The 20,021-nt window shown below is 60.6% G+C and carries 16 protein-coding genes and 1 pseudogene; 6 read left to right on the top strand and 11 right to left on the bottom strand.

Translation table 11 applies throughout. The features are described 5' to 3' along the window. Positions 1–51: 51 nt before the first annotated feature. On the bottom strand, positions 52–507 hold the full coding sequence (locus FV218_RS07090) for a hypothetical protein (RefSeq protein WP_147709212.1): 456 nt from the start codon (positions 505–507) through the stop codon (positions 52–54). 388 nt (positions 508–895) lie between these two features. On the opposite strand from FV218_RS07090, the gene FV218_RS07085 reads away from it, so the two are divergent. Continuing rightward, entirely contained in the window at positions 896–1,318 is a 423-nt protein-coding gene (locus FV218_RS07085) for a hypothetical protein (protein ID WP_147709211.1), read from the top strand. Between the two features lie 72 nt (positions 1,319–1,390). Here the strand turns inward: FV218_RS07085 and FV218_RS07080 are convergent, their stop codons facing one another. Continuing rightward, a complete protein-coding gene (locus tag FV218_RS07080; protein ID WP_147709210.1) occupies positions 1,391–2,245 on the bottom strand; it encodes a hypothetical protein in 855 nt (284 codons plus the stop codon). Positions 2,246–2,444: 199 nt separating this feature from the next. On the opposite strand from FV218_RS07080, the gene FV218_RS07075 reads away from it, so the two are divergent. After that, positions 2,445–2,897: a S24 family peptidase gene (locus FV218_RS07075; protein ID WP_147709209.1), complete on the top strand. Its 453-nt coding sequence runs from the start codon at positions 2,445–2,447 to the stop codon at positions 2,895–2,897. After that, positions 2,894–4,183, top strand: a pseudogene (locus tag FV218_RS07070) (Y-family DNA polymerase). Before FV218_RS07075 ends, FV218_RS07070 begins: the two are co-directional and overlap by 4 nt. 63 nt (positions 4,184–4,246) lie before the next feature. On the opposite strand, the gene FV218_RS07065 reads toward FV218_RS07070, so the two are convergent. The 5 genes from FV218_RS07065 to FV218_RS07045 all read right to left on the bottom strand — a co-directional run bounded on the left by FV218_RS07065 (position 4,247) and on the right by FV218_RS07045 (position 13,689). Next, positions 4,247–5,398, bottom strand: a complete 1,152-nt coding sequence (locus FV218_RS07065; protein ID WP_187272989.1) for a hypothetical protein — start codon at positions 5,396–5,398, stop codon at positions 4,247–4,249. Positions 5,399–5,466: 68 nt separating this feature from the next. Then, a complete protein-coding gene (locus FV218_RS07060) occupies positions 5,467–5,949 on the bottom strand; it encodes a response regulator (protein WP_147709207.1) in 483 nt (160 codons plus the stop codon). Further along, positions 5,942–9,046: a hypothetical protein gene (locus FV218_RS07055; RefSeq protein WP_147709206.1), complete on the bottom strand. Its 3,105-nt coding sequence runs from the start codon at positions 9,044–9,046 to the stop codon at positions 5,942–5,944. The genes FV218_RS07060 and FV218_RS07055 overlap by 8 nt, the downstream gene beginning before the upstream one ends. Continuing rightward, positions 9,033–9,341: a hypothetical protein gene (locus FV218_RS07050; RefSeq protein WP_147709205.1), complete on the bottom strand. Its 309-nt coding sequence runs from the start codon at positions 9,339–9,341 to the stop codon at positions 9,033–9,035. Before FV218_RS07050 ends, FV218_RS07055 begins: the two co-directional genes overlap by 14 nt. 616 nt (positions 9,342–9,957) lie before the next feature. Beyond that, complete coding sequence (locus FV218_RS07045; RefSeq protein WP_147709204.1) at positions 9,958–13,689, bottom strand: vitamin B12-dependent ribonucleotide reductase; 3,732 nt, start codon at positions 13,687–13,689, stop codon at positions 9,958–9,960. Between the two features lie 475 nt (positions 13,690–14,164). Here FV218_RS07045 and FV218_RS07040 point away from each other — a divergent pair, with 475 nt between their 5' ends. Both FV218_RS07040 and FV218_RS07035 read left to right on the top strand, forming a co-directional pair. Continuing rightward, a complete protein-coding gene (locus FV218_RS07040) occupies positions 14,165–14,581 on the top strand; it encodes an NADH:ubiquinone oxidoreductase subunit NDUFA12 (protein WP_147709203.1) in 417 nt (138 codons plus the stop codon). 158 nt (positions 14,582–14,739) lie between these two features. Then, a complete protein-coding gene (locus tag FV218_RS07035; protein ID WP_244475031.1) occupies positions 14,740–15,351 on the top strand; it encodes a DUF2155 domain-containing protein in 612 nt (203 codons plus the stop codon). A gap of 250 nt (positions 15,352–15,601) precedes the next feature. Here FV218_RS07035 and aat read toward each other — a convergent pair whose 3' ends face one another. Both aat and FV218_RS07025 read right to left on the bottom strand, forming a co-directional pair. After that, positions 15,602–16,270 (bottom strand): leucyl/phenylalanyl-tRNA--protein transferase, encoded by a 669-nt coding sequence (aat, locus tag FV218_RS07030; RefSeq protein WP_147709202.1) that lies wholly within the window; start codon positions 16,268–16,270, stop codon positions 15,602–15,604. A gap of 114 nt (positions 16,271–16,384) precedes the next feature. Then, positions 16,385–16,720, bottom strand: coding sequence for a hypothetical protein (locus FV218_RS07025; RefSeq protein WP_056092996.1), 336 nt, complete (start codon positions 16,718–16,720; stop codon positions 16,385–16,387). Positions 16,721–17,053: 333 nt separating this feature from the next. Here FV218_RS07025 and FV218_RS07020 point away from each other — a divergent pair, with 333 nt between their 5' ends. Next, positions 17,054–17,251: a DUF4926 domain-containing protein gene (locus FV218_RS07020; RefSeq protein ID WP_147709200.1), complete on the top strand. Its 198-nt coding sequence runs from the start codon at positions 17,054–17,056 to the stop codon at positions 17,249–17,251. A 969-nt stretch (positions 17,252–18,220) separates the two neighbouring features. On the opposite strand, the gene FV218_RS07015 is transcribed toward FV218_RS07020, so the two are convergent. Together FV218_RS07015 and accC are read right to left on the bottom strand one after the other, a co-directional pair. After that, positions 18,221–18,562: a hypothetical protein gene (locus FV218_RS07015; protein WP_187272988.1), complete on the bottom strand. Its 342-nt coding sequence runs from the start codon at positions 18,560–18,562 to the stop codon at positions 18,221–18,223. Positions 18,563–18,664: 102 nt separating this feature from the next. Beyond that, positions 18,665–20,020, bottom strand: a complete 1,356-nt coding sequence (accC, locus tag FV218_RS07010; protein ID WP_147709198.1) for an acetyl-CoA carboxylase biotin carboxylase subunit — start codon at positions 20,018–20,020, stop codon at positions 18,665–18,667. Position 20,021 lies beyond the last annotated feature (1 nt).

The raw sequence follows: 20,021 nt of genomic DNA, 5'->3' as shown, positions 1-20,021 counted from the left end.
CGCTTCTGCCGGCTTCTTGGCCGGTCCGGATGTCTGCTTCATCTTCGCTCCTCAGGGGCTACGATGAACCAGCCATCCTCCGTTCGTGAAGACCCTCATTCTGTCCCACAGGTGCTGACGTCGGACAATCACGAGGTCGACGTCGCGCGCCATCCGCGCGATCATCGCCCCGTTGATGGTGCAGCCGGCGAGATCGTCGTTGGTGACGCCGGTCCATCGCATCATCTGCGGCGTCAGCGGTTTGTCCGGCTGGCGTAGCCCAAGCTGACCATCCGTCGGTCCAAGGATAACGCCGGCCGGGGTGTAGGCGAAGCGCACCAGACCGATCTCAAAAATCTCACCGTCCGGGAATGGGCCGGTCGTCTGGATGTCGATCAGCAGGCCCGTCTTCAACGGATCAGCCACGCGGCGCTTGTAGGGCGTCCGCGGTGCGAGCTTGCGCAGGACGAGGTAGTCCTGCGAACCACCCAGAGCGATCGCGTGCAATTCGGCTTCGAACGGGTCCACACGGGCCTCCTCGAATCAGCCAAGACCGCAATTGCCCCTAGGAATGCGAGGGCGATACGGGTCTTGTTTCCTAACGCTGAATCGAGAACGAAACAGGAACAAGTGCGGCGAACTACGTAGGTATACACCTCTGCGTTTACCTAAATTTGCCATTCGATCTGCTCTAAGCCGAGTCGCTGATTCAAGGATTCGGTTCCTGACAGGGCGATCGAAAGGTCGTTCCAGCCAGCGAGAAATCCACGTTATCCACAGGGCCGCAGGTGAGGCACGATACGAACCTGCGGTTGGCCAGCGGAGTCGCTTCCGTAGGGGTTGACGCCGGCGGAGCTCAAAGATTTCCGTACTGGCTTGGTAGGCGTGTTACCGCTCCGTTTTCGGAGATACGCCGTTGACAGATAATCCCTCGACGCACCGCCAGGTGGCAGTGGTGATTGCTGATGCGGCGTCCCCGGAGGAACGAGGAGCGCTCATGATCTGGGCGCAAGGATTGCTGGATGTCCGGGCGAGCAGCGCTCCGCCTCTTCAGAAAGCGCGGCAGGCTTTGGCATTGACAGCCCGCAGCCAGATCATCTGGCCGGCCGTGAAACTGATCGGCCGCGAGGTAAAGCGGTTAGCCTGGGATCAGCGCAGCACGACGGCACGGCTGGGCCTTGGCGGAGCCGCGATCGGGGCCATGTTTTTTGGTGGTCAGAGTGCTGGTATCGCTGCACTTGGGACCGCCGTGGGCGTTCCGCTCTGGGTCGTATTCGGGGCCGGCGCGTCGTTTCTCAACGTCCTGCGCGAAGAACTGGCTCGGAAGGGCGATCGCTGAGCCTTTCCGTGGGCGCTGACAAAAGGGTCAAAAGCGACGTTCAGAGTTGGCCGCGCCACGGGGCGGATCGCCCTACTGAAGACGGTCCAGACGGCCAGCTGCGGTCACTTCGATCGGCATCGTCCAAGTCGAAAGACCGAGTTCTTTCTCAGGAATTTGTAGCGCTGGCTCACAATGGGCATCTCCCACCAAGTTTGTCAGGTACAAGCAGATTGGCATCGTGAGGGGTTTCTTCATTTCTTGGAATATCAGGTGAATCTTAATTTCTAAGTGCCGGTGCTCGTTGGCATAGCCAGCGTAGAGCTCTGCTGTTTTGCCGTTTCCAAGATCGATTGTCGATCCGTGCATCACGCTGATTGCGTGCAAGGCGATGAACGTCTTCGCTGCTTTCAGCGCTGTCCGGCCGGAGGCGTCTATGAGGCCGTTCCTTTGCAAAACGAAGCTAAATTCATCGAGCAGCGTATCAGAATTGAATGCTGGACGCCAAATGAAGGTGCCGCCAAAATAGTTTAAAGCGCGCGTGTCTTCGTCATTGTCGCTGAGCTTGTCGACGAGGAACAGCGGCAGGGCACGCTCTAAGCGTTTCCGGGCGACATCGCGGCGGCAGCGGCAGTTGTCCTTGATTTGTTTGTCGGTGGCGAGCGTCAGGTTGGCCCACGCTGCGCGAACATGATCTTCATGCGTCGGCGTGAGCTTGCGCATTTTCATGCTCCAGACGTCGGCACTCGTAAATATGGCGCGACCGACTTCGGTGAGCATACCCTTCTGGCGCTGATCGCGATGGGCAACGAAATCGCCAACCTCGCGGAACGCTTGACGGCCATAAGCGCGGCTGCGCAATCCAATGTAGATCCGGTCGAGGTCATTAACGCCGGCTGTGCCTGCGATGAGGCGATTTGTTCGGAGACGAAGATCTTCGTTGAACATGTGTGGCGTTCTATTCCCCGAGTGGCAGGGATCCCGGATACGACGCTCACTGGATCGCCTTGAGTTCAGCCGCTTGGCCGAAGGCGAGTTATCCACAGGCCGACGATACGCATGGCCCCCTCCGTGGTCAGCCCTTGCCGGGAACCGGCCTGTCAGGCTTTCTGTTCTGGATTTGTTCTGAATCGGGACAGGGGCCGCGGTGGCTGTCGTACAGGTCGAAGACAGGCTGCCAGGCAGCCGGGAGGTGCGCATCCCGATCATGGGCCACTGCCTGTGCGCGGGATTTCCGTCGCCCGCTGACGATTTCCTGGAAGGCGCGCTCGAGCTTCCGCGTTGGCTCGCGCCCAATCCGCCGGCGACGTTTCTCTGGAATATCGCTGGCCACAGCATGCGTGCGGCCGGCATCTTCGATCGTGATCTCGCGTGCGTCGACCGGAGCCTGCAGCCGCATCATCGCAGTGTCGTCGTCGCTGACATCGACGGGCAGATGTCGATCAAGCGCTATCTCGTCGAGGACGGCGTCGCCCGCCTCGCGTTCGACAATCCGGACTTGCCGCTGTTTGCCGTCGACGATGTCGCGAACGTCGAGATCTGGGGCGTGGTCCGGTTCACGATCCGCTGGCACGTCGCCCGCGCCGGCCTCGTGCGATGAGCCGCGTCATCGCCCTGATCGACGGCAACAGCTTTTACTGCTCCTGTGAGCGAGTTTTCGACCCGAAATTGCGGGCTAAGCCCGTGATCGTGCTGTCGAATAACGATGGCTGCGCGATTGCCCGGACAAGCGAGGCCAAGGCGCTCGGGATCAAGATGGGCGACCCCTTCTTCAAAATCCGCGAGCAGTGCCGCCGGGACGGCGTGCGCGTCTTTTCGTCGAATTACACGCTCTACGGCGATATGAGTTCGCGCACCAACGCCGTCTACCGGACGTTTGCCCGGGACATATAGATCTACTCGATCGACGAGAGCTTTTTGGACCTCTCCGACGTGCGCGCCGTGGATCGTCTAGCGATGGCGCAGGACCTGCGCGCGACCGTCCGCGCCTGGACCGGGATCCCCACCTGCGTCGGCCTGGGTGCGACGAAGACCCTGGCGAAGCTGGCGAACCATCTGGCCAAGAGCCACCCGGAGCTCGCCGGCGTCTGCGATCTGACGGACCCGGGCCAATACGATCACTGGCTCGGTCGTACCCCGGTCGCGAACCTCTGGGGCATTGGCCGGGCCTCGTTGGCGAAGCTCGAGGGCCTGGGCGTCAGGACGGTGGCGGACCTGCGCGATCGCGATCCACGGCCCGTACGCAAGGCGCTGAGCGTCGTCGGTGAGCGCCTGGTCCACGAACTGCGTGGCGTCTCCTGCCTGCCGCTGGAGCTCGTCCCAGCGCGTCGCCAGGGGTGTGCCGTCACCCGGTCGTTTTCGAACCGGATCACGGAACGTGAGATTCTGGAAGAGGCGGTATCGGCCCATGCGGCGCGCCTCGGAGAGAAGCTGCGTCGAGACGGGCTTGGCACCGATCAGGTGACGGTGTTCTACCATACGAGCGAGCACGACGTGGGCGAGCCGATGCGCTCGGTCTCGACGGTCGTCACCCTGCCGGAGGCGACGAACGACAGCCTGACTCTGATCAAGGCCGCCTGCCTGGGCGTCGCCAAGACCTGGCGTGCGCCCGGCAAGCGGCCGTGGCGCTATTCCAAGGCTGGCGTCATCACCACGGATCTGATGCCCTTGGACGACAGCCCGCGGGCGTTGATCGGCCAGCTTGATCGCGAGCGCTCCGGGCCGCTCATGGCGGCGATCGACGCCTGCAACACCCGCTTCGGTCATGGGGCCGTGGTTCCGGCGCGTGCCGGCCTCTTGGCAAAGCGCGAATGGAACACAAAGTTTGAGATGCGAACACCACGCTACACGACCCAGCTCGGCGAATTGCCGACAGCCGCTGCGTAAATGGTCATCTTGATTTTCAACTCGAATACAATCACAAATAAGTCTCACATTTCACGAGACAGCCTAATTTAACAATCTTGATCCAAATTTCTCCATGAGTATGCGTAATACATTGGCGCTAGCAAAAGATGCATATTTCTGAGTTCCGTCCTGTTTGTCAGGATCTGCGAAATCGCATACTGCCTTCAAAGCAAAGGCCTTCGGCTTCGGACTTGAGGCCGCCTCTGCAGCCGCATACAGACCGTACGCTTCCATCTCTACTCCAACGAGTTCACGGTGTTGACCTTTAATTTCTTGAATTACCTCGCCGTCCGCTAGTACAGCTGAACCAGATGCTACTGGTCCAACGACTATTTGACTAATGCCTGGAGCATCATTGCCAAAGGAAGCCGTCATAGCGGCCAGTGACGATCGGTCAGTCTGCAATTGTTGAACGCAAGTCCTAACGATTGCGGCAACCGGCAACTGATGTGGTGCCACTGAAAAAGATGAGTTCTCTTCGTCCTTCACTCGTTTCCCACTCTGAAAATCCCAAGCGGGATCTACAAGAAGGACATCACCTAATTTTACCTTATGTCGAACGCCCGCGCAGATACCACACATTACAATCAATCTAGGTCTTAGCAAAGAAATAAGTTTCGCAGAGATAATGGCCGTTGTAACCATACCCATCCGCGGTGCAGATGTAGCAGCTACGGTTATTCTTCTTTCACCCTCCAATACAAAATGTCCATCACGAACAAAGGTTGTATCATCGAGCCATCTTGGTGAATCAGACCAATTCCAGGAAAGCTTCAACACTTGCTCAAGTTCTGGAGAAGATAAAGCACATATAACAACTAGATCAACCCCGTAATCAGCTACAGGAACCTTAGCATTCCGGAGCATGTATTCAACACTGTTGCCTATTCTATTCATCCATTCGTCATTGTCATGCGAATATTTAATTAATGTCCATGTGTGTTTTTCAAATTCCGGACCAGCATTTTTTGCCACTTCTATATCGGCAGTGATGCCAATAATTCTACTAGGTCTATGCAGATGATCTGTTTCTTGGATCTCAAACAACAGAGCGAGTGAGTGGCGCGTATCAGCCTCGTCCTCAGGCCAGAGAGGCAATAAAAGGTCCAATATCAGAAGATCATACGGCACATTTTCTAACTTTTCTCGCGCCTGCTGGGCACTTCCTACTATATCAATGTCACTGCGCTGCATACCAAATCGGAGTAGTGCCTCAACCAACCGCCCATATCGACGGGCCTGATCATCAACTATAAGCAACTTCATGATTGTCTCCGAGAGACCACGCCCAGTTCTTCGAGTGTGCGAAGAAGGTCTATTTTCCAACCATCGATTGTCGAATTATAATGAAGTATACCACGGAATAGATCTGGGAATTCTGCTTGGAGTTCCTCGCGCAGTTGAGACAATTCAACCGGTTTTCCAGCTTCCCGCAGAAAGGCTTCATAGCCTGTTATGACTACCGTTGGGCACACGATGTCGGCCATGGTGATTTGACGGAGAACTTCGATGCCTCCAAAACCTTGAGGGCGGCCGCCACTTTCACCATCACCGATATCAAATGTTGGCAGTGACATGTCTAAAAGAAGAAGGTCTGGCCTGGAATCATCTATTGAGTCCAAAGCTGAATTTACAGACTTTGCAAGTTGGAGCTCAATTTCACTAGACCATTGTGAAAGAAATCGTTCTATGTGTGTTCTTTTTGGATCCTCGTCTTCTACCAGCAATATCTGCAATTTAGGCATTTGATGCAACCTCCGTGCGAGGATGCATGACGATAGAGTATGTTACTGCAAGACGAAAATCTCCGTCGTCAGTAAATCCAAACTCGAGCAACCCCCTTGGTGATTGTTTAACTACAGCATTCAGCTTTAAAAAGCCGCTACCTCCTTCACGTTTAGTACGACGACTAACATGCCCCGCTTCGATAGTCTGACGAACTTCTTTTAGATCCTTTTCCTTCGATATGCGATTCTGGATTTTGTAATTACTTCTGATTTCCAGAGTCAACGTTTCAGCATTCTCGTTAGGAGTGACATCAATTTTAATTTTTGGATTTTTCAATCCTGAATGAGCACGTGCATTGTCGAGCGCAATAAACAGAGCATCGTGGATAAACACAAGTGAGGTCGCGGAAACTTGTAACTTTCCCCTGACCTCCTGTTCAATTACGGGATCAAATGCGCGTTGGCTTTTCCGTGCATTTTCCGTGGCGATACTAACCGCCTGCTCTAGCGTGAAGGTTCGTCGGAGCGCCTCAATATCTGTATGAGTGAACCAACTCGCAGCTTCGTCTAAGGCTCGTTGGACTTCCGTAGAACGATTTCCAAACTCTGCATCAAATTCAAGAAAGGCAGGGTCATTCTCGGCAACTTCTCTCACGGATGCTCGGAGATGATCGAAGCTATCGATTATTTTGTTCTTTAATTCGTAAGTGATATATCTACGTGTTTCCGCAAGTGACGGCTCCAAAGATGCCCAAAGTATCGCGATAGCTATACCGTAAAAATCTGAAAATTTGTCTCGTGCACTGACTACCGATCTTGCCAAACGTAAAATTGACGTTGTGATACCAAGTACCAACAGGCCATCGGGCTGTTCAGTCGAACGGACGTGCAGTCTTCTATCTTTAGCCTCTTTCAATGTTTCATCGAATGTTGATGCACAGCTGACGAGCGACCTATTTATAGCGTCCTGTGCATCGGTAGAACACGTTGTAAATTTGTTCACCCATATATCATTGCGATGGTAAGCCCCAGTTTCAGACTCTCGCGTCGTAATGAGATTTGAGAATTCAAGCGGGCCACGAATGCGGCCAATAAATGATTGATGTCTTATCCTTTTGCTCAGATAAAAATCCAAACCAAATGTAGGATTTCCCAGAAACTCCTCACCAAGTCGGCGAAGTATGCTCAGAAGAACAGCATCCGCTTCATTATCAGGTATAGTAGCTTGTCTCTGTCCGGCAACGGGGTCTGTGAGCTCTTTTAGAACCTCATCAAAACTTTGGGATCCACCCACCTCGACTGACAAAAGATCTTGATATCGCTCAAAATCTTCTGAAAGCTCCTTATTGGCCCAACGTTCTAGCGCTTCCGTATCAACGTGAATGCGGGTTCGGTCTACGATCCATTGCCCGTCTGCGATAGCGAGTTGGTTGGATATCGACATCATTTCATCGGCGTGTTCGCTTGAATTACAAGGATCGATTTCACGTAGAACAGCGAAAATCGCCTGACGTTCCTCTAAAACCTCTCTCGAGCTCTTCAGTACACGGGAGACGTCGAGAACCTGAGGTATGCATGCATCATGAAGGAAATAGATCAACTGACGCTTTGGTGTTCTGGACGGCTCGTCACGCAACTGGGATGGTCGATCGACACCGCAAGCGCGCATACCCATCCCAACCGCGAACCGGAGTTGGGACATCGTCAGTTCGCTATCATTGAACGACCAAAGAAGCTTTAGAGCTATCGATGGTGCCAGTGGCGACCTGACTGCCTTGTAGTCGGCCCAAGCGAAGCCGCTAAGTGAAGGAAGAATAGGAAGCAAAATGCGATTGTTTTGGCTATGGCTGCACTCATCAGCAATTAGCTCGATTACATCCTGGTTTGAACCTCGTCCGAATTCAGCATGCAGGATAAGATTTATAAGTATGGATTTTAGCGGCTTGGGCACCAACTGATTCCGTAATGGTCTCAGTATTTTGAGGGCTTCATCGAAGGAACGATTCGATATCAGCCTAGAGGCCGCAAGCATTTTACCTGCAAGTAAATTCGCTGTGTTTTGATAGACGTCTTTGCTGTGAAAATTCGCCCATACTTCATTTGTAGGCCCACCGTCTAATTTCGGCGGCGTTGAACTGCTATCCAGATGGTGGAAATCCTCAATTCCTAATGTTGGGCAATTCAGGCCAATCAGCCATGGTTGCCACTGGTCATCAGGATGCTGACGCCGCAAATGGGGAATAAGATCAGCGATCGCCGCAGTAAATGGCAACCCGCGTAAGTTCGTCGCTAGTTTGTTTAACTGAGCGATTGCATTTTCAGCTGATGAGCCATCAGATTGAATGCCCCCGATCATACGAGGGATTTCGACCGGTAAATTGAACTCTTTTATATGCGTTTGATTTCTATCTGCGAATGCGAATCCTGTATATATAAGATTCCATGCGTCAATGGGTTTTGCGCGGCACTGAATTCTTCCTAAAAATGCAGCCTTTTGTGATTGTCCGCTCAACAATAAATCAGATATATCGGTATTTCGGGCCGGAAATTCTGAGCTCACTTGATTTTTATCAAGTAGCATCATTGCTTTATCCAAACGAAAATCGAGCCCGGGTGGTATACGACGCAAGCACTTTAGAGCGACTTGTCTGGCGACGATCATATCTTCTCGCCGAACAAGCTCCTGTACGGCGCTGACAAATGTTTCGTATATATCAATTAGGCCGTGGCTCTGCTCAATCCGAAGTATGTCCGCCCACCCAGACTCTGTAGATGGCCATTCATTGGCAAGCCTTTGACGGAGATATGATTTTATTGGATCATCATAGTATTGATGCCGGTCAATTCGCGCCTTAACATCCTCGATGAATTTTGAATGGGTGCTTTTACCTTCGTTTCGAACGCTTGTATGATAGGCAACAAAATTTAGAAAACCTCGCTTGTAGATCGACCGAACTTTCGCAGTATATCGCTTCTGCCTTTCTAGTCCTCCTGCGAGTTGTTCTAGTGCGATCCGCAGCTGAATGCCCCATAGGTTTGCGCCAAAGGCCCGCTCGATGGCTTCAATCAAAGTCGTAGGCAGATTCAAATCTTTTCCGAAGCTAAAGAGTTTCAACCTCTCCGACGATCAGACGAAAAGCTTTTATTTTATCGTGTTCAACTCTAATTCGAGCGGTAATCCACTCTAATTCAATTTCGAGAGAGGTTGGAGTGGCCGTTATTAATCCGCTTAATTCGTCATAACCGATTGGCTCTGAGGCAAGCTCAGACAATTGGCTTGTAGTTTGCTCTTTTACCCATTCTAGATATTCACTAAACTGGCTGGGAACCAATTCGCTCTTAGCTAGAAGTAGCAGCTCTCTATACCCGCTTCTAAATTGTCGCGCTGGCGACAATTCGCGGTCTTTCACAAATTTTCGTGACTTAAATCTTGCGATTAAGCCTCTGAACTTATTCTGCTGACTCAGAAAAGCCCTTTCCATCTGGGGCGAACTAAGTGTCAAAGATTGCACTCCCAGGCGGGTAGCGTACTGATGGATGACCCTACCAAACGGGGCACGTTTAGTGAACGCTCTGCCATAAGTTTTAGTGCCTCTTGCGCTTGAATGGGCCGAGAGCCTTCCAAAGGGGGGCAAGCGCGGTAGAGCTTCAGGCGCGTTTTCGCACGCGTCTCGCGAAAAAGCGGAAAGACAGGATCGCCAATTGGTCGCGGGATTTGGCTCACTGTCTATGGCGTCCTGTCCGGTACACTGGTTCTCTTCAAAGGACTCTGAAAGTCACAATTTGTGACCCGGCACTACGATTGTCATTCTTGCGGGTGGCTGTCGCGCAGCGCTGTTATGGGCGACACATTTAGATCGTCACACTCTTATGGGCTAAACAGCAAAAAACGATGACCCTGAAAGGGCCATCGTTTTGGTATTGCTGACGATTTTCTACTGACCAGCGCAACGAGCTTATGGGCGACATCGCGCTGAGTTATGGGCTAAACGACGCGTTTATGGGCTACACGTCACCGCGCTTCGATCACGAGCAGCCGGTGGTCGAACCGCAGGTGTCGCACTTCAGGCAGGTTCCGTTGCGGACCAGCGTGAAGTTCGCGCATTCGGGGCAGGCCTCGCCGACATAGCCCTTCATCTTCGCCTCGGCGCGGCGGTCGGAGACCGTGCGCTCGGGTTTGGCGAAGGGCAGTGCTTCCACCAGGGTCTCGGCGATCCCGGCCGGGACCGGCTCCGCCTTCAGGGCCGTGGCGCCACGCAGGGCATGGACCACGCCGCCGGCCGGGGCCGAGACGCCGGCGCTCGGCGCGCCCACCCCCACCGTGCCGCCGGCCGGGCCGCCCTGGATCAGGGTGAGACGGTCGGCCGAGCCGCGGAGAAGACCGCGGGAGACCACGTTGGCGGCGACGGGGTCGGGCTGCTTGTCGCCGCGCGCGCCCTCGCCTTCGCCCTTGCCCATCACCGTGTTGCCGATCTCGGACGGGTCGACATGGGCGAGGTCCATCCGTCCCAGGTACGAGATCGCCAACTCGCGAAACACGTAGTCGAGGATCGAGGTGGCGTTCTTGATGGCGTCGTTGCCCTGGACGAAGCCCGCCGGCTCGAACCGGGTGAAGGTGAAGGCGTCGACGTATTCCTCCATGGGCACGCCGTACTGGAGGCCGATGGAGATCGCGATGGCGAAGTTGTTCATCAGGCTGCGGAAAGCGGCGCCCTCCTTGTGCATGTCGATGAAGATCTCGCCGATGCGGCCGTCATGGTACTCGCCGGTGCGCAGATACACCTTGTGGCCGCCGACCACGGCCTTCTGGGTGTAGCCCTTGCGCCGGTCCGGCAGCTTTTCGCGCGACCGGATGCGCTCGACGCGCTCGATCACCCGCTCGACGATCTTTTCGGCGAGCTGGGCCGCCTTCGCCGTGGCCGGCTGGGCGGTGAGCGCCTCGATCGCCTCCTCGGCGTCCTCCTCCTCGTCGGCGATGAGGGCCGAGTTCAGGGGCTGGGACAGCTTGGAGCCGTCGCGGTAGAGGGCATTGGCCTTCAGGGCCAGGGTCCAGGACAGCTTGTAGGCGTTCTTGCAATCCTCGACGGTGGCGTCGTTGGGCATGTTGATGGTCTTGGAGATGGCGCCCGAGATGAACGGCTGGGCCGCCGCCATCATGCGGATGTGGCTCTCCACCGAGAGGTAGCGCTTGCCGATGCGGCCGCACGGGTTGGCGCAGTCGAACACGGCGTAGTGCTCGACCTTGAGGAACGGGGCGCCCTCGAGGGTCATGGCGCCGCAGATGTGGGTGTTGGCGGCCTCGATGTCCTTCTTCGAATAGCCGAGGAACGGCAGGATCTCGAAGGCCGGGTCGGACAGCTTGTCGGCGGGCACCTTGAGGACGTCCGTGAGGAAGGCGTCGCCCAGGGTCCAGCGGTTGAACACGAACTTGATGTCGAAGGCTTGCTTCAGGCCGGCCTCGATGGCGGCGATCTTGTCGTCGGTGAACCCCTTGGCGCGCAGGCTCCCGGCGTTGATGGCCGGGGACTGGCCCATGGAGCCGTGGCCGACGGCGTAGGCCTCGATCTCGGCGATCTCGGATTCGCGGTAGCCGAGCGTCCGCAGGGCGTCCGGCACGGCGCGGTTGATGATCTTGAAGTAGCCGCCGCCGGCGAGCTTCTTGAACTTCACGAGGGCAAAGTCGGGCTCGATGCCGGTGGTGTCGCAATCCATGACGAGGCCGATGGTGCCGGTGGGCGCGATGACGGTCGCCTGGGCATTGCGAAAACCGTGCTCCTCGCCGAGCTGCAGGGCGCGGTCCCAGGCGTGGCGGGCGCGGTCGGCGAGATCGGCCTGCGGGATGTTGGCGAGGTCCAGCGGCACCGGGGCGATCGACAGGAACTCGTAGCCCTCGGCCTCGCCGTAGGCGGCGCGACGATGGTTGCGGATCACCTTGAGCATGGCGTCGGCGTTCTCCTCGTAGGCCGGGAAGGCCCCGAGTTCGCCGGCCATCTCGGCCGAGGTGGCGTAGGACACGCCGGTCATGATCGCGGTGAGCGATCCGGCCAGCGCCCGGCCCTGATCCGAGTCGTAGGGCAGGCCCATGCTCATCAGGAGGCCGCCGATGTTGGCGTAGCCGAGGCCGAGGGTCCGGTAGCGGAACGAGAGTTCGGCGATCTCCTTCGACGGGAACTGCGCCATCATCACCGAGATCTCGAGGACCACCGTCCACAGGCGGTTGAGGTGCTCGAAGGCGGCGACGTCGAAGTGGTTGGTGGCCCGGTCGTACATGGTCAGCAGGTTGGCGGATGCCAGGTTGCAGGCGGTGTCGTCGAGGAACATGTACTCCGAGCACGGGTTCGAGGCGCGGATGCGCCCGCCCGCCGGGCAGGTGTGCCAGTCGTTCATGGTGGTGTTGAAGTGCAGGCCCGGATCGGCCGACGCCCAGGCCGCCTCGCCGATCTTGTCCCACAGCTCACGCGCCGGCAGCGTCTTCGTGGTTTTTCCCGTGGTGCGGGCCTTCAATTCCCACGCCGAGTCGTTCTCCACCGCGCGCAAAAAATCGTCGGTGAGGGAGACGGAATTGTTGGAGTTCTGGCCCGCCACCGTGAGGTAGGCCTCCGAATCCCAGTCGGTGTCGTAGACGGGGAACTCGATCTTGGTGAAGCCCTGCTTGGCGAACTGGATCACCCGCTTGGTGTAGGAATCCGGCACCATGTCCTTGCGGGCGGCCTTCACGGCCTTCTTCAGGGCCGGGTTGCGCTCAGGATCGAAGCAGGCGTCGCCTTCGGCCTCGCACTGGGTGCAGGCCTTCATCACCGCCTGGAGGTGCTTGGAGACGATCTTGGAGCCGGTCACCAGGGCGGCGACCTTCTGCTCCTCTTTCACCTTCCAGTCGATGTAGGTCTCGATGTCGGGGTGATCGATGTCGACGATGACCATCTTGGCGGCGCGGCGCGTGGTGCCGCCGGACTTGATGGCGCCGGCGGCCCGGTCGCCGATCTTGAGGAAGCTCATCAGGCCCGACGACTTGCCGCCGCCGCCGAGTTTCTCGTTCTCGCCGCGCAGCATGGAGAAGTTGGAGCCGGTGCCGGAGCCGTACTTGAACAGGCGGGCCTCGCGCACCCACAGGTCCATGATGCCGCCCTCGTTGACGAGGTCGTCCTGCACGCCCTGGATGAAGCAGGCATGCGGCTGCGGGTGCTCGTAGGACGAGGCCGACTTCGTCAGCTCGCCGGAGCGGTAATCGACGTAGTAGTGGCCCTGGGCCGGGCCATCGATGCCGTAGGCCCAGTGCAGGCCGGTGTTGAACCATTGCGGCGAGTTCGGCGCCACCATCTGGCGGGCGAGCATGAAGCGCAGCTCGTCGAGGAACGCGGAGGCGTCTTCCTCCGAGGTGAAGTAGCCGCCCTTCCAGCCCCAGTAGGTCCAGCAGCCGGCGAGCCGGTCGAACACCTGCGTCGAGGAGATCTCGGAGACGTAGCGCTCGGCCTCCGGCACCTCGGCCAAAGCCGCCTCGTCGGCGACGGAGCGCCACAGGAACGACGGGACGTCGTTCTCCTCGACCTTCCTCAGGCGGGCGGGGACGCCGGCCTTGCGGAAATACTTCTGGGCCAGCACGTCGCTGGCGACCTGGCTCCAGCTCTCGGGGACCTCGATGCCCTCCAGGCGGAACACCACCGAGCCGTCCGGATTGCGGATCTCGCTCAGGGTCTTGCGGAAGGGGATGGTGGCGTAGGGGGATTGCCCGGCCGTGGTGAGGCGACGCTCGAACCGCATGAAACCTGTCTCCCGCCCATGGCGCGATGGCGCCGGCGCTGTGATGCTGGACTGGTGCGGACAAGCGACCGCGAACGCCCGCGCCGCGCTGTCGAAACCAGACAAAATCGATGAACCGCCGAGGGACCGGATCGCTTCGGCGACATCCGAAAGCTAGCGCGTCGAGGGCCCTCACGTCAACAACTTGTGTGCGTCGGCTATGTTCCTGACTAGATGTTGTGTCGGCACCCTAAATCCTGTGGATATCCGAGGCTTTCGGATAAGTGCTCTTTGGCGCTCGCGGAATCGCCGCGAAAATTTTCGGAGCCCACAGGTTGGGGTCGATGGGGCCCGGCGTGCGCCATGGTTAACGCGGCCGGGGTGTGACAATCCGGGCGCAGGCGGGCACGCCGACTGGACTTGAGGACGGCGCCTCACCATAGTCCCGCGCACATGACGGACCGGCGGCCGACACCGCCCCTTTCAGGCGAACGCGATGGCTCTCAAGGACACGCTCCTGCGGATCTTCACCTGGTGGAACGGGCAGACCCTGTCGCTCGCCCTCTACACCGCGCGGAAGGGCCAGCGCGTCGGCACCGATGACGGCGGCAACACCTATTACCGGGCCCTCGGGCCCCTCATCGACCGGTCGGTGGGGCCGGAGCGGCGCTGGGTCGTCTACAACGGCTACGCCGACGCCTCGAAGGTGCCGCCCGGCTGGCGCTCGTGGCTGTGCCACAACGCCGACGTGCCGCCGAGCGAGGAAGCCTACACCCCGCGCGCCTGGCAGAAGCCCCATGTCGAGAACCTGACGGGGACGCTCGGCGCCTACCGCCCCAAGGGCTCGCAGCTCAGCACCGGCCAGCGCCCCGCCGCCACGGGCGACTACGCGCCGTGGACCCCCGGCGACTGAATCCGGGCGACGGAATCGCCGGGCACGGCCCTTTTTCCACCAATGTTAGACGCTTAACCGCTGGTCGCGTCGTCATCGCCTCGTGGCGCGCCGTCACAAGGGAGCGAGCCGTGAGCCGCAGCACCGCACGCGTTTCGCGATCCGGCCTCTTCGCGGCCCTGGCCCTGGCCTTCGCCGCGCTCCCGGCCCAGGCGGACAAGATCAAGAACCCCACGGCGGTGTTCTCCGGCCTCGACAAGATCACCGGCCGCATCGTGTCGTTCGAGGTCGCCGTCGACGAGACCGTGCAGTTCGGCGCCCTCCAGCTCACCCCGCGCGTGTGCTACAGCCGCCCGCCCACGGAGAGCCCGAAGACCACGGGCTTCCTCGAGGTCGACGAGGTCACCCTCGACAGTAAGTACCGCCGCATCTTCACCGGCTGGATGTTCGCCGCGAGCCCCGGCCTGCACGCCATCGAGCATCCGATCTACGACGTCTGGCTCGTCGACTGTAAGGGCGGCTCCGACGTGATCGCGGAGGCGAAGGAGCAGGAGGACGTGCCGGTCCTGGCCTCCAAGTCCGACAAGCCCCGGCGCCAGCGCGGCGGGCAGGACGCGACCCGCACGGCCCAGCAGGTCAACCCCAACGGCCAGGTCGACGTCGAGGCCCCGCGCGGCGTGCCGGTCCAGCCCAAGCAGAAGCCCTCGCGAAAATTCTTCCCGACCAACGAGGGCCCGGCCCCGGCCCCGCCGCCCCCGCCGCAGAACCTGTTCGACGCGCTGTTCCGGTAGGGTGACGGGCGGGCCGAACGGAGTCGCCATCTGCAGCGGTCGTAAGCTTGCTTGCCCTCACGGCGACTGGATTCACAGATCGGTTCGGCGAAGGCTTTCGGAAGGCCTGCCGCGTCGGCGTAGGGCGCACCGGTGCCCCCTCTCCTGAAAGGAGAGGGGACCCGCGCTGCCTGCGCGATGTCTGAATCCGGTCGCCACGACGGAGCAACGGGACCGGCGCGCGTCCTACGTGACCCTGAAAACGTTTTCCTCAGGGCGCCGCCAGCGCCGCCAGTGCCGTGCTGCCATCGACGATCACGCCGCGCGGCCACACGTTCCAATCGGCCGTGTGGCCGATCGCGTCGGCGAGACGGCGCTTGTAGACGTGGCGCGGCACCTCCTCGGCGCCGAATTGCTGGAGATGGTCGGTGACGAACTGGGTGTCGGCGAGGCGGTAGCCGCCGGCCCGCAGGCGGGCGACGAGGTGGACCAGGGCCACCTTCGAGGCGTCGCGCACGGTGTGGAACATGCTCTCGCCGAAGAAGGCCGCGCCGAGGGACACGCCGTAGAGGCCGCCGACGAGGCGGTCCTCGGCGTAGACCTCCACCGTGTGGGCGTGGCCGGCGTCGAACAGGGCGCCGTAGAGGTCGCGGATGCGGGCGTTGATCCAGGTCTTCTCGGCGTCCCGGCGCGGGGCGGCGCAGCCCGCGATCACCGCGTCGAAGTCGTGATCGACCCGGACCGCGAACCCGTCCGCCCGCACGGTGCGGGCGAGGCGCTTGGCGACATGGAAGCCGTCGAGGGGCAGGATTCCGCGCGCCTTCGGCTCGACCCAGTAGATCGCCGGATCGTCGGCATCCTCCGCCATGGGGAAGATGCCCGCCGCGTAGGCCTTGAGCAGGATCTCGGGCGTGATGTCCACGCGGTCTGCGTCGTGCATGCCGGGACTGTGGCGCGGCCGGCGCCCGAACGCCAGGGCGGAACCGCCGCCGCCATGCAAAACGGCGAGACCCGAGGGCCTCGCCGCTGTTCGATTCAAGTCTCGCAGGTGATTTCAGAACTCCGGACCGCCCGAGGTGGCGCCGAGATTCGGCACCGTGCGGTTGATCTGCTCGGCGTTGCCGCCCTTGGCCGAGTCCACGATGATCGCCTCGCTGTTCGACGGCAGGGGACGGGGTCCGACGCTGCCGGTCGCGTCGAGGTCGAGGAGGCCGGTATCGGCGTTGCGGTAGGCGCCGGTGACCGACGGATTGTCGAGGGGGCCGCGGGTGGTGTTGCCGGCCTGCGGGAAGGCCCGCTCGGGCTGGCCGACATTGCCGGACGGGGACTGGGCCAGGGCGCCGGTGACGGACAGGGCCAGGGCGGCGACGGCGAGGGTGACGGAACGCATGGGGGTCTTTCGGGATGTCTTGGGTGGGATGTCTTGGGCGGGATGTCTTGGGATGTGTCCGGGTGGCGCGGAGCGTTTGCCCCGGCTGGAAGAACGATCGTCTTCCGTCCGGTGTGATTGGGCAATTCAATTGTGCGCAATCAGTTCCCAGAAAAACTGCGTCGGCAAAATGTCATGCGAAATCGGGATTGCGGCGGGTGGCTGACAGGCACCGGGCGGGCGCCTATGTTCGATGGCGAACCGAGGTGCAAGATGCCCCCACTTCCCCACCCAGGTCCGTCCACGCGATCCACGCTCCGTAAGAGTGGCGCCTCCGACGTTGCCCGGACGCCCATGCCGGAATTCAGCATGGTGACGCTGTCCGCTCCCGTCGACTTGGACGATGGGCGGACCCTTCCCGTCGGCGCGGAGGGTGCCATCGTCGCCGTCTGGGCGGACGGGGAAGCCTATATGGTCGAGTTCGTCGCTCCGTTCCCGGCCGTGGTGACGGTTCCGGCACCGAGCCTGTCGCGTGCACCGGCCGACGCGTGAGCGCGACGGTCCCGCCGCGCATGGTCGCGCGGGCGAAGATCATCCGCACGCTCCGCGATTCATCCTGCAAGGTCGGTGGTCCGAAATCCGTATTCTTTCGCGCGTTCGGCTTCTCCCTCGACCGGTTGCAGATCATGGCGGACGCCCTGGCGAAGCACCCCGACCACAACCCCGTCGAGAAGGCGATCTCCGACCGATGGAGTCCGAGACCGGTCGATCGCTTCGGCTGGAACGGTCGCGACCGGCTCCCTCTCCTGGAAGGCAGGGCGATCACAGATGGCGTTTGGGGCGTTGGGAACGCCCGCAACGCTTCGTCATCCCGGGGCCGCGCAGCGGAACCCGGGACCCAGAAACACCGGTTTTGCAAGGTTTTGCGCTGTCGGCGGCTCTGGATTGCACGCCTCCGGCGCGGCCCTCCGGGTCCGGGTTCGCCTGCGGCGCCCCGGAATGACACCGGCGGTCGTATGCGATCGCCCTGCCTTCCAGGAGAGGGGACCCGCGATTTGCTTCGTCCTCCGGCGATTCGCACAAGAGACCGAACTGATTGAGCGGAAGCCCTATGGCGTTCGTCGTTCGATGCAACATGGAGACTCCGGACGGACGCAACTCCTGCATCCTGTCCGTGTGGATCGGCTGCTCCGGTCGGCAGGAGGCGGAATGCCTGATACGGTTTCCGCCTGATCCGTTCGGTGACGCGGTGCCATGCGGGTCCCCTCCTCCCCAGGCGCGGGTCCCCTCTCCTGGAAGGAGAGGGACAGGGTGAGGTGTGTGGATTCTCCGGACAGTCCACGACCCTCACCCCAACCCTCTCCCAAACAGGAGAGGGGGCCCGTCGCGGCTGCTCAATCCGAATCGATCAACCGGAGTTGGTATGACCGGGTATCCCGGGGCCTGATGCACACGAAAAAGGCCGGCCCCGTGGGACCGGCCTTCGCCGCATCGATTGATCGGTTTGAGGACGGAAAAAAACTACCGGGCCGGGCCGCCCGCGGTACCGCCGGTGTTCGGCACCGCGCGGTCGTTCTCCTCGGCGTTGCCGCCCTTGGCCGAATCGACGGCGCCGGCGCCCGGCGACATCCCGTTCTCGCCGGCCGGCATCGATTCGGTCCGGGCCGGGGCCATATCGCGGGTCGAGGGCTTGTCGATGGGGCCGCCCGCCGTGTTGCCGGCCTGCGGCACGCCGCGCTCGGGCTGGCCGACATTGCCCGAGGACGACTGCGCCAGGGCCGGGGTGGCGAGCAGGGCCGACGCGATCAGGAGGTGGGACAGGCGCATGAACAATTCCTCGATGGCTGTGAGGGGGGGCCGCACCGGGAATGTCGCCATCCTCGGTATACCAGCGTTCCCAGACGAACGAACGCCGGCCTGCGCCGTTCCCGCCCCCACGCGCCATTCCGGGTCGAAAGCGAAGATTTACGGCTCGTCGAGGCCGCCGGCCGCCAAAAAGTTCTCCAGCCAGTGGATGTCGTAGGCGCCGTTCAGGACGTCGGCGTTGCGGACCAGGGTCCGGAACAGGGGCAGCGTGGTATCGACGCCGTCGACCACGAACTCGTCGAGGGCCCGGCGCAGGCGCATGAGGCACTCGTTGCGGGTGCGCCCGTGCACGATGAGCTTGCCGATGAGCGAATCGTAGTGCGGCGGGATGCGGTAGCCCTGGAACACCGCCGAATCGACACGCACGCCGAGGCCACCCGGCGGGTGGAAGTAGGTGATGAGGCCGGGGGACGGCCGGAAGGTCGCCGGGTGCTCGGCGTTGATCCGGCACTCGATGGCGTGGCCCGAGACCTTGATCTCGTCCTGGGTCACCGAGAGCGGCAGGCCGGCGGCGACGCGGATCTGCTCGTTGACGAGGTCGATCCCGGTGATCATCTCGGTGACCGGATGCTCGACCTGGATGCGGGTGTTCATCTCGATGAAGTAGAACTTCCCGTCCTCGTACAGGAACTCCACCGTGCCGGCGCCGAGGTACTTCAGCTCCTGCATGGCGCGGGCGCAGATGCCGCCGATCTCGGCCCGCATGGCCTCGTCGAGGACGGGCGAACCGCCCTCCTCCCACACCTTCTGGTGCCGGCGCTGCAGCGAGCAGTCGCGCTCGGCCAAGTGCACGGCGTTGCCCTGGCCGTCGCCCAGCACCTGGACCTCGATGTGGCGCGGCTTCTCCAGGTACTTCTCGAGGTAGACGGCGTCGTCGCCGAAGGCGGCCTTCGCCTCCTGGCGGGCCATGCCGAGGGCCTCTTCGAGGTCGGCCTCCGTGCGCGCCACCTTCATGCCGCGGCCGCCGCCGCCGGACGCGGCTTTCACCAGCACGGGATAGCCGATCTCGGCGGCGATGCGTTTGGCCTCCACCGGGTCCTCGACCCCGCCCTCCGAACCCGGCACGCACGGGATGCCGAGGCGTTTCGCCGTGCGCTTGGCCTCGATCTTGTCGCCCATGATGCGGATATGCTCGGCCTTGGGGCCGATGAACCCGATCTCGTGGTGGGCCAGCACCTCGGCGAAGCGGGCGTTCTCCGACAGGAAGCCGTAGCCCGGATGGACGGCGTCCGCGCCCGTGATCTCGCAGGCGGCGATGATGGAGGGGATGTTGAGGTAGCTGTCGCGGGCGGCCGGGGGGCCGATGCAGACGCTCTCGTCGGCGAGCCGCACGTGCATGGCGTCGGCGTCGGCCGTGGAATGGACGGCGACGGTCGCGATCCCGAGTTCCTTGGCCGCGCGCAGGATGCGCAGGGCGATCTCGCCGCGATTGGCGATCAGGATCTTGTCGAACATG

The organism is Methylobacterium sp. WL69 (assembly GCF_008039485.1).
Lineage (GTDB): Bacteria > Pseudomonadota > Alphaproteobacteria > Rhizobiales > Beijerinckiaceae > Methylobacterium.
This window is presented reverse-complemented; position numbering and strand designations above follow the sequence as displayed.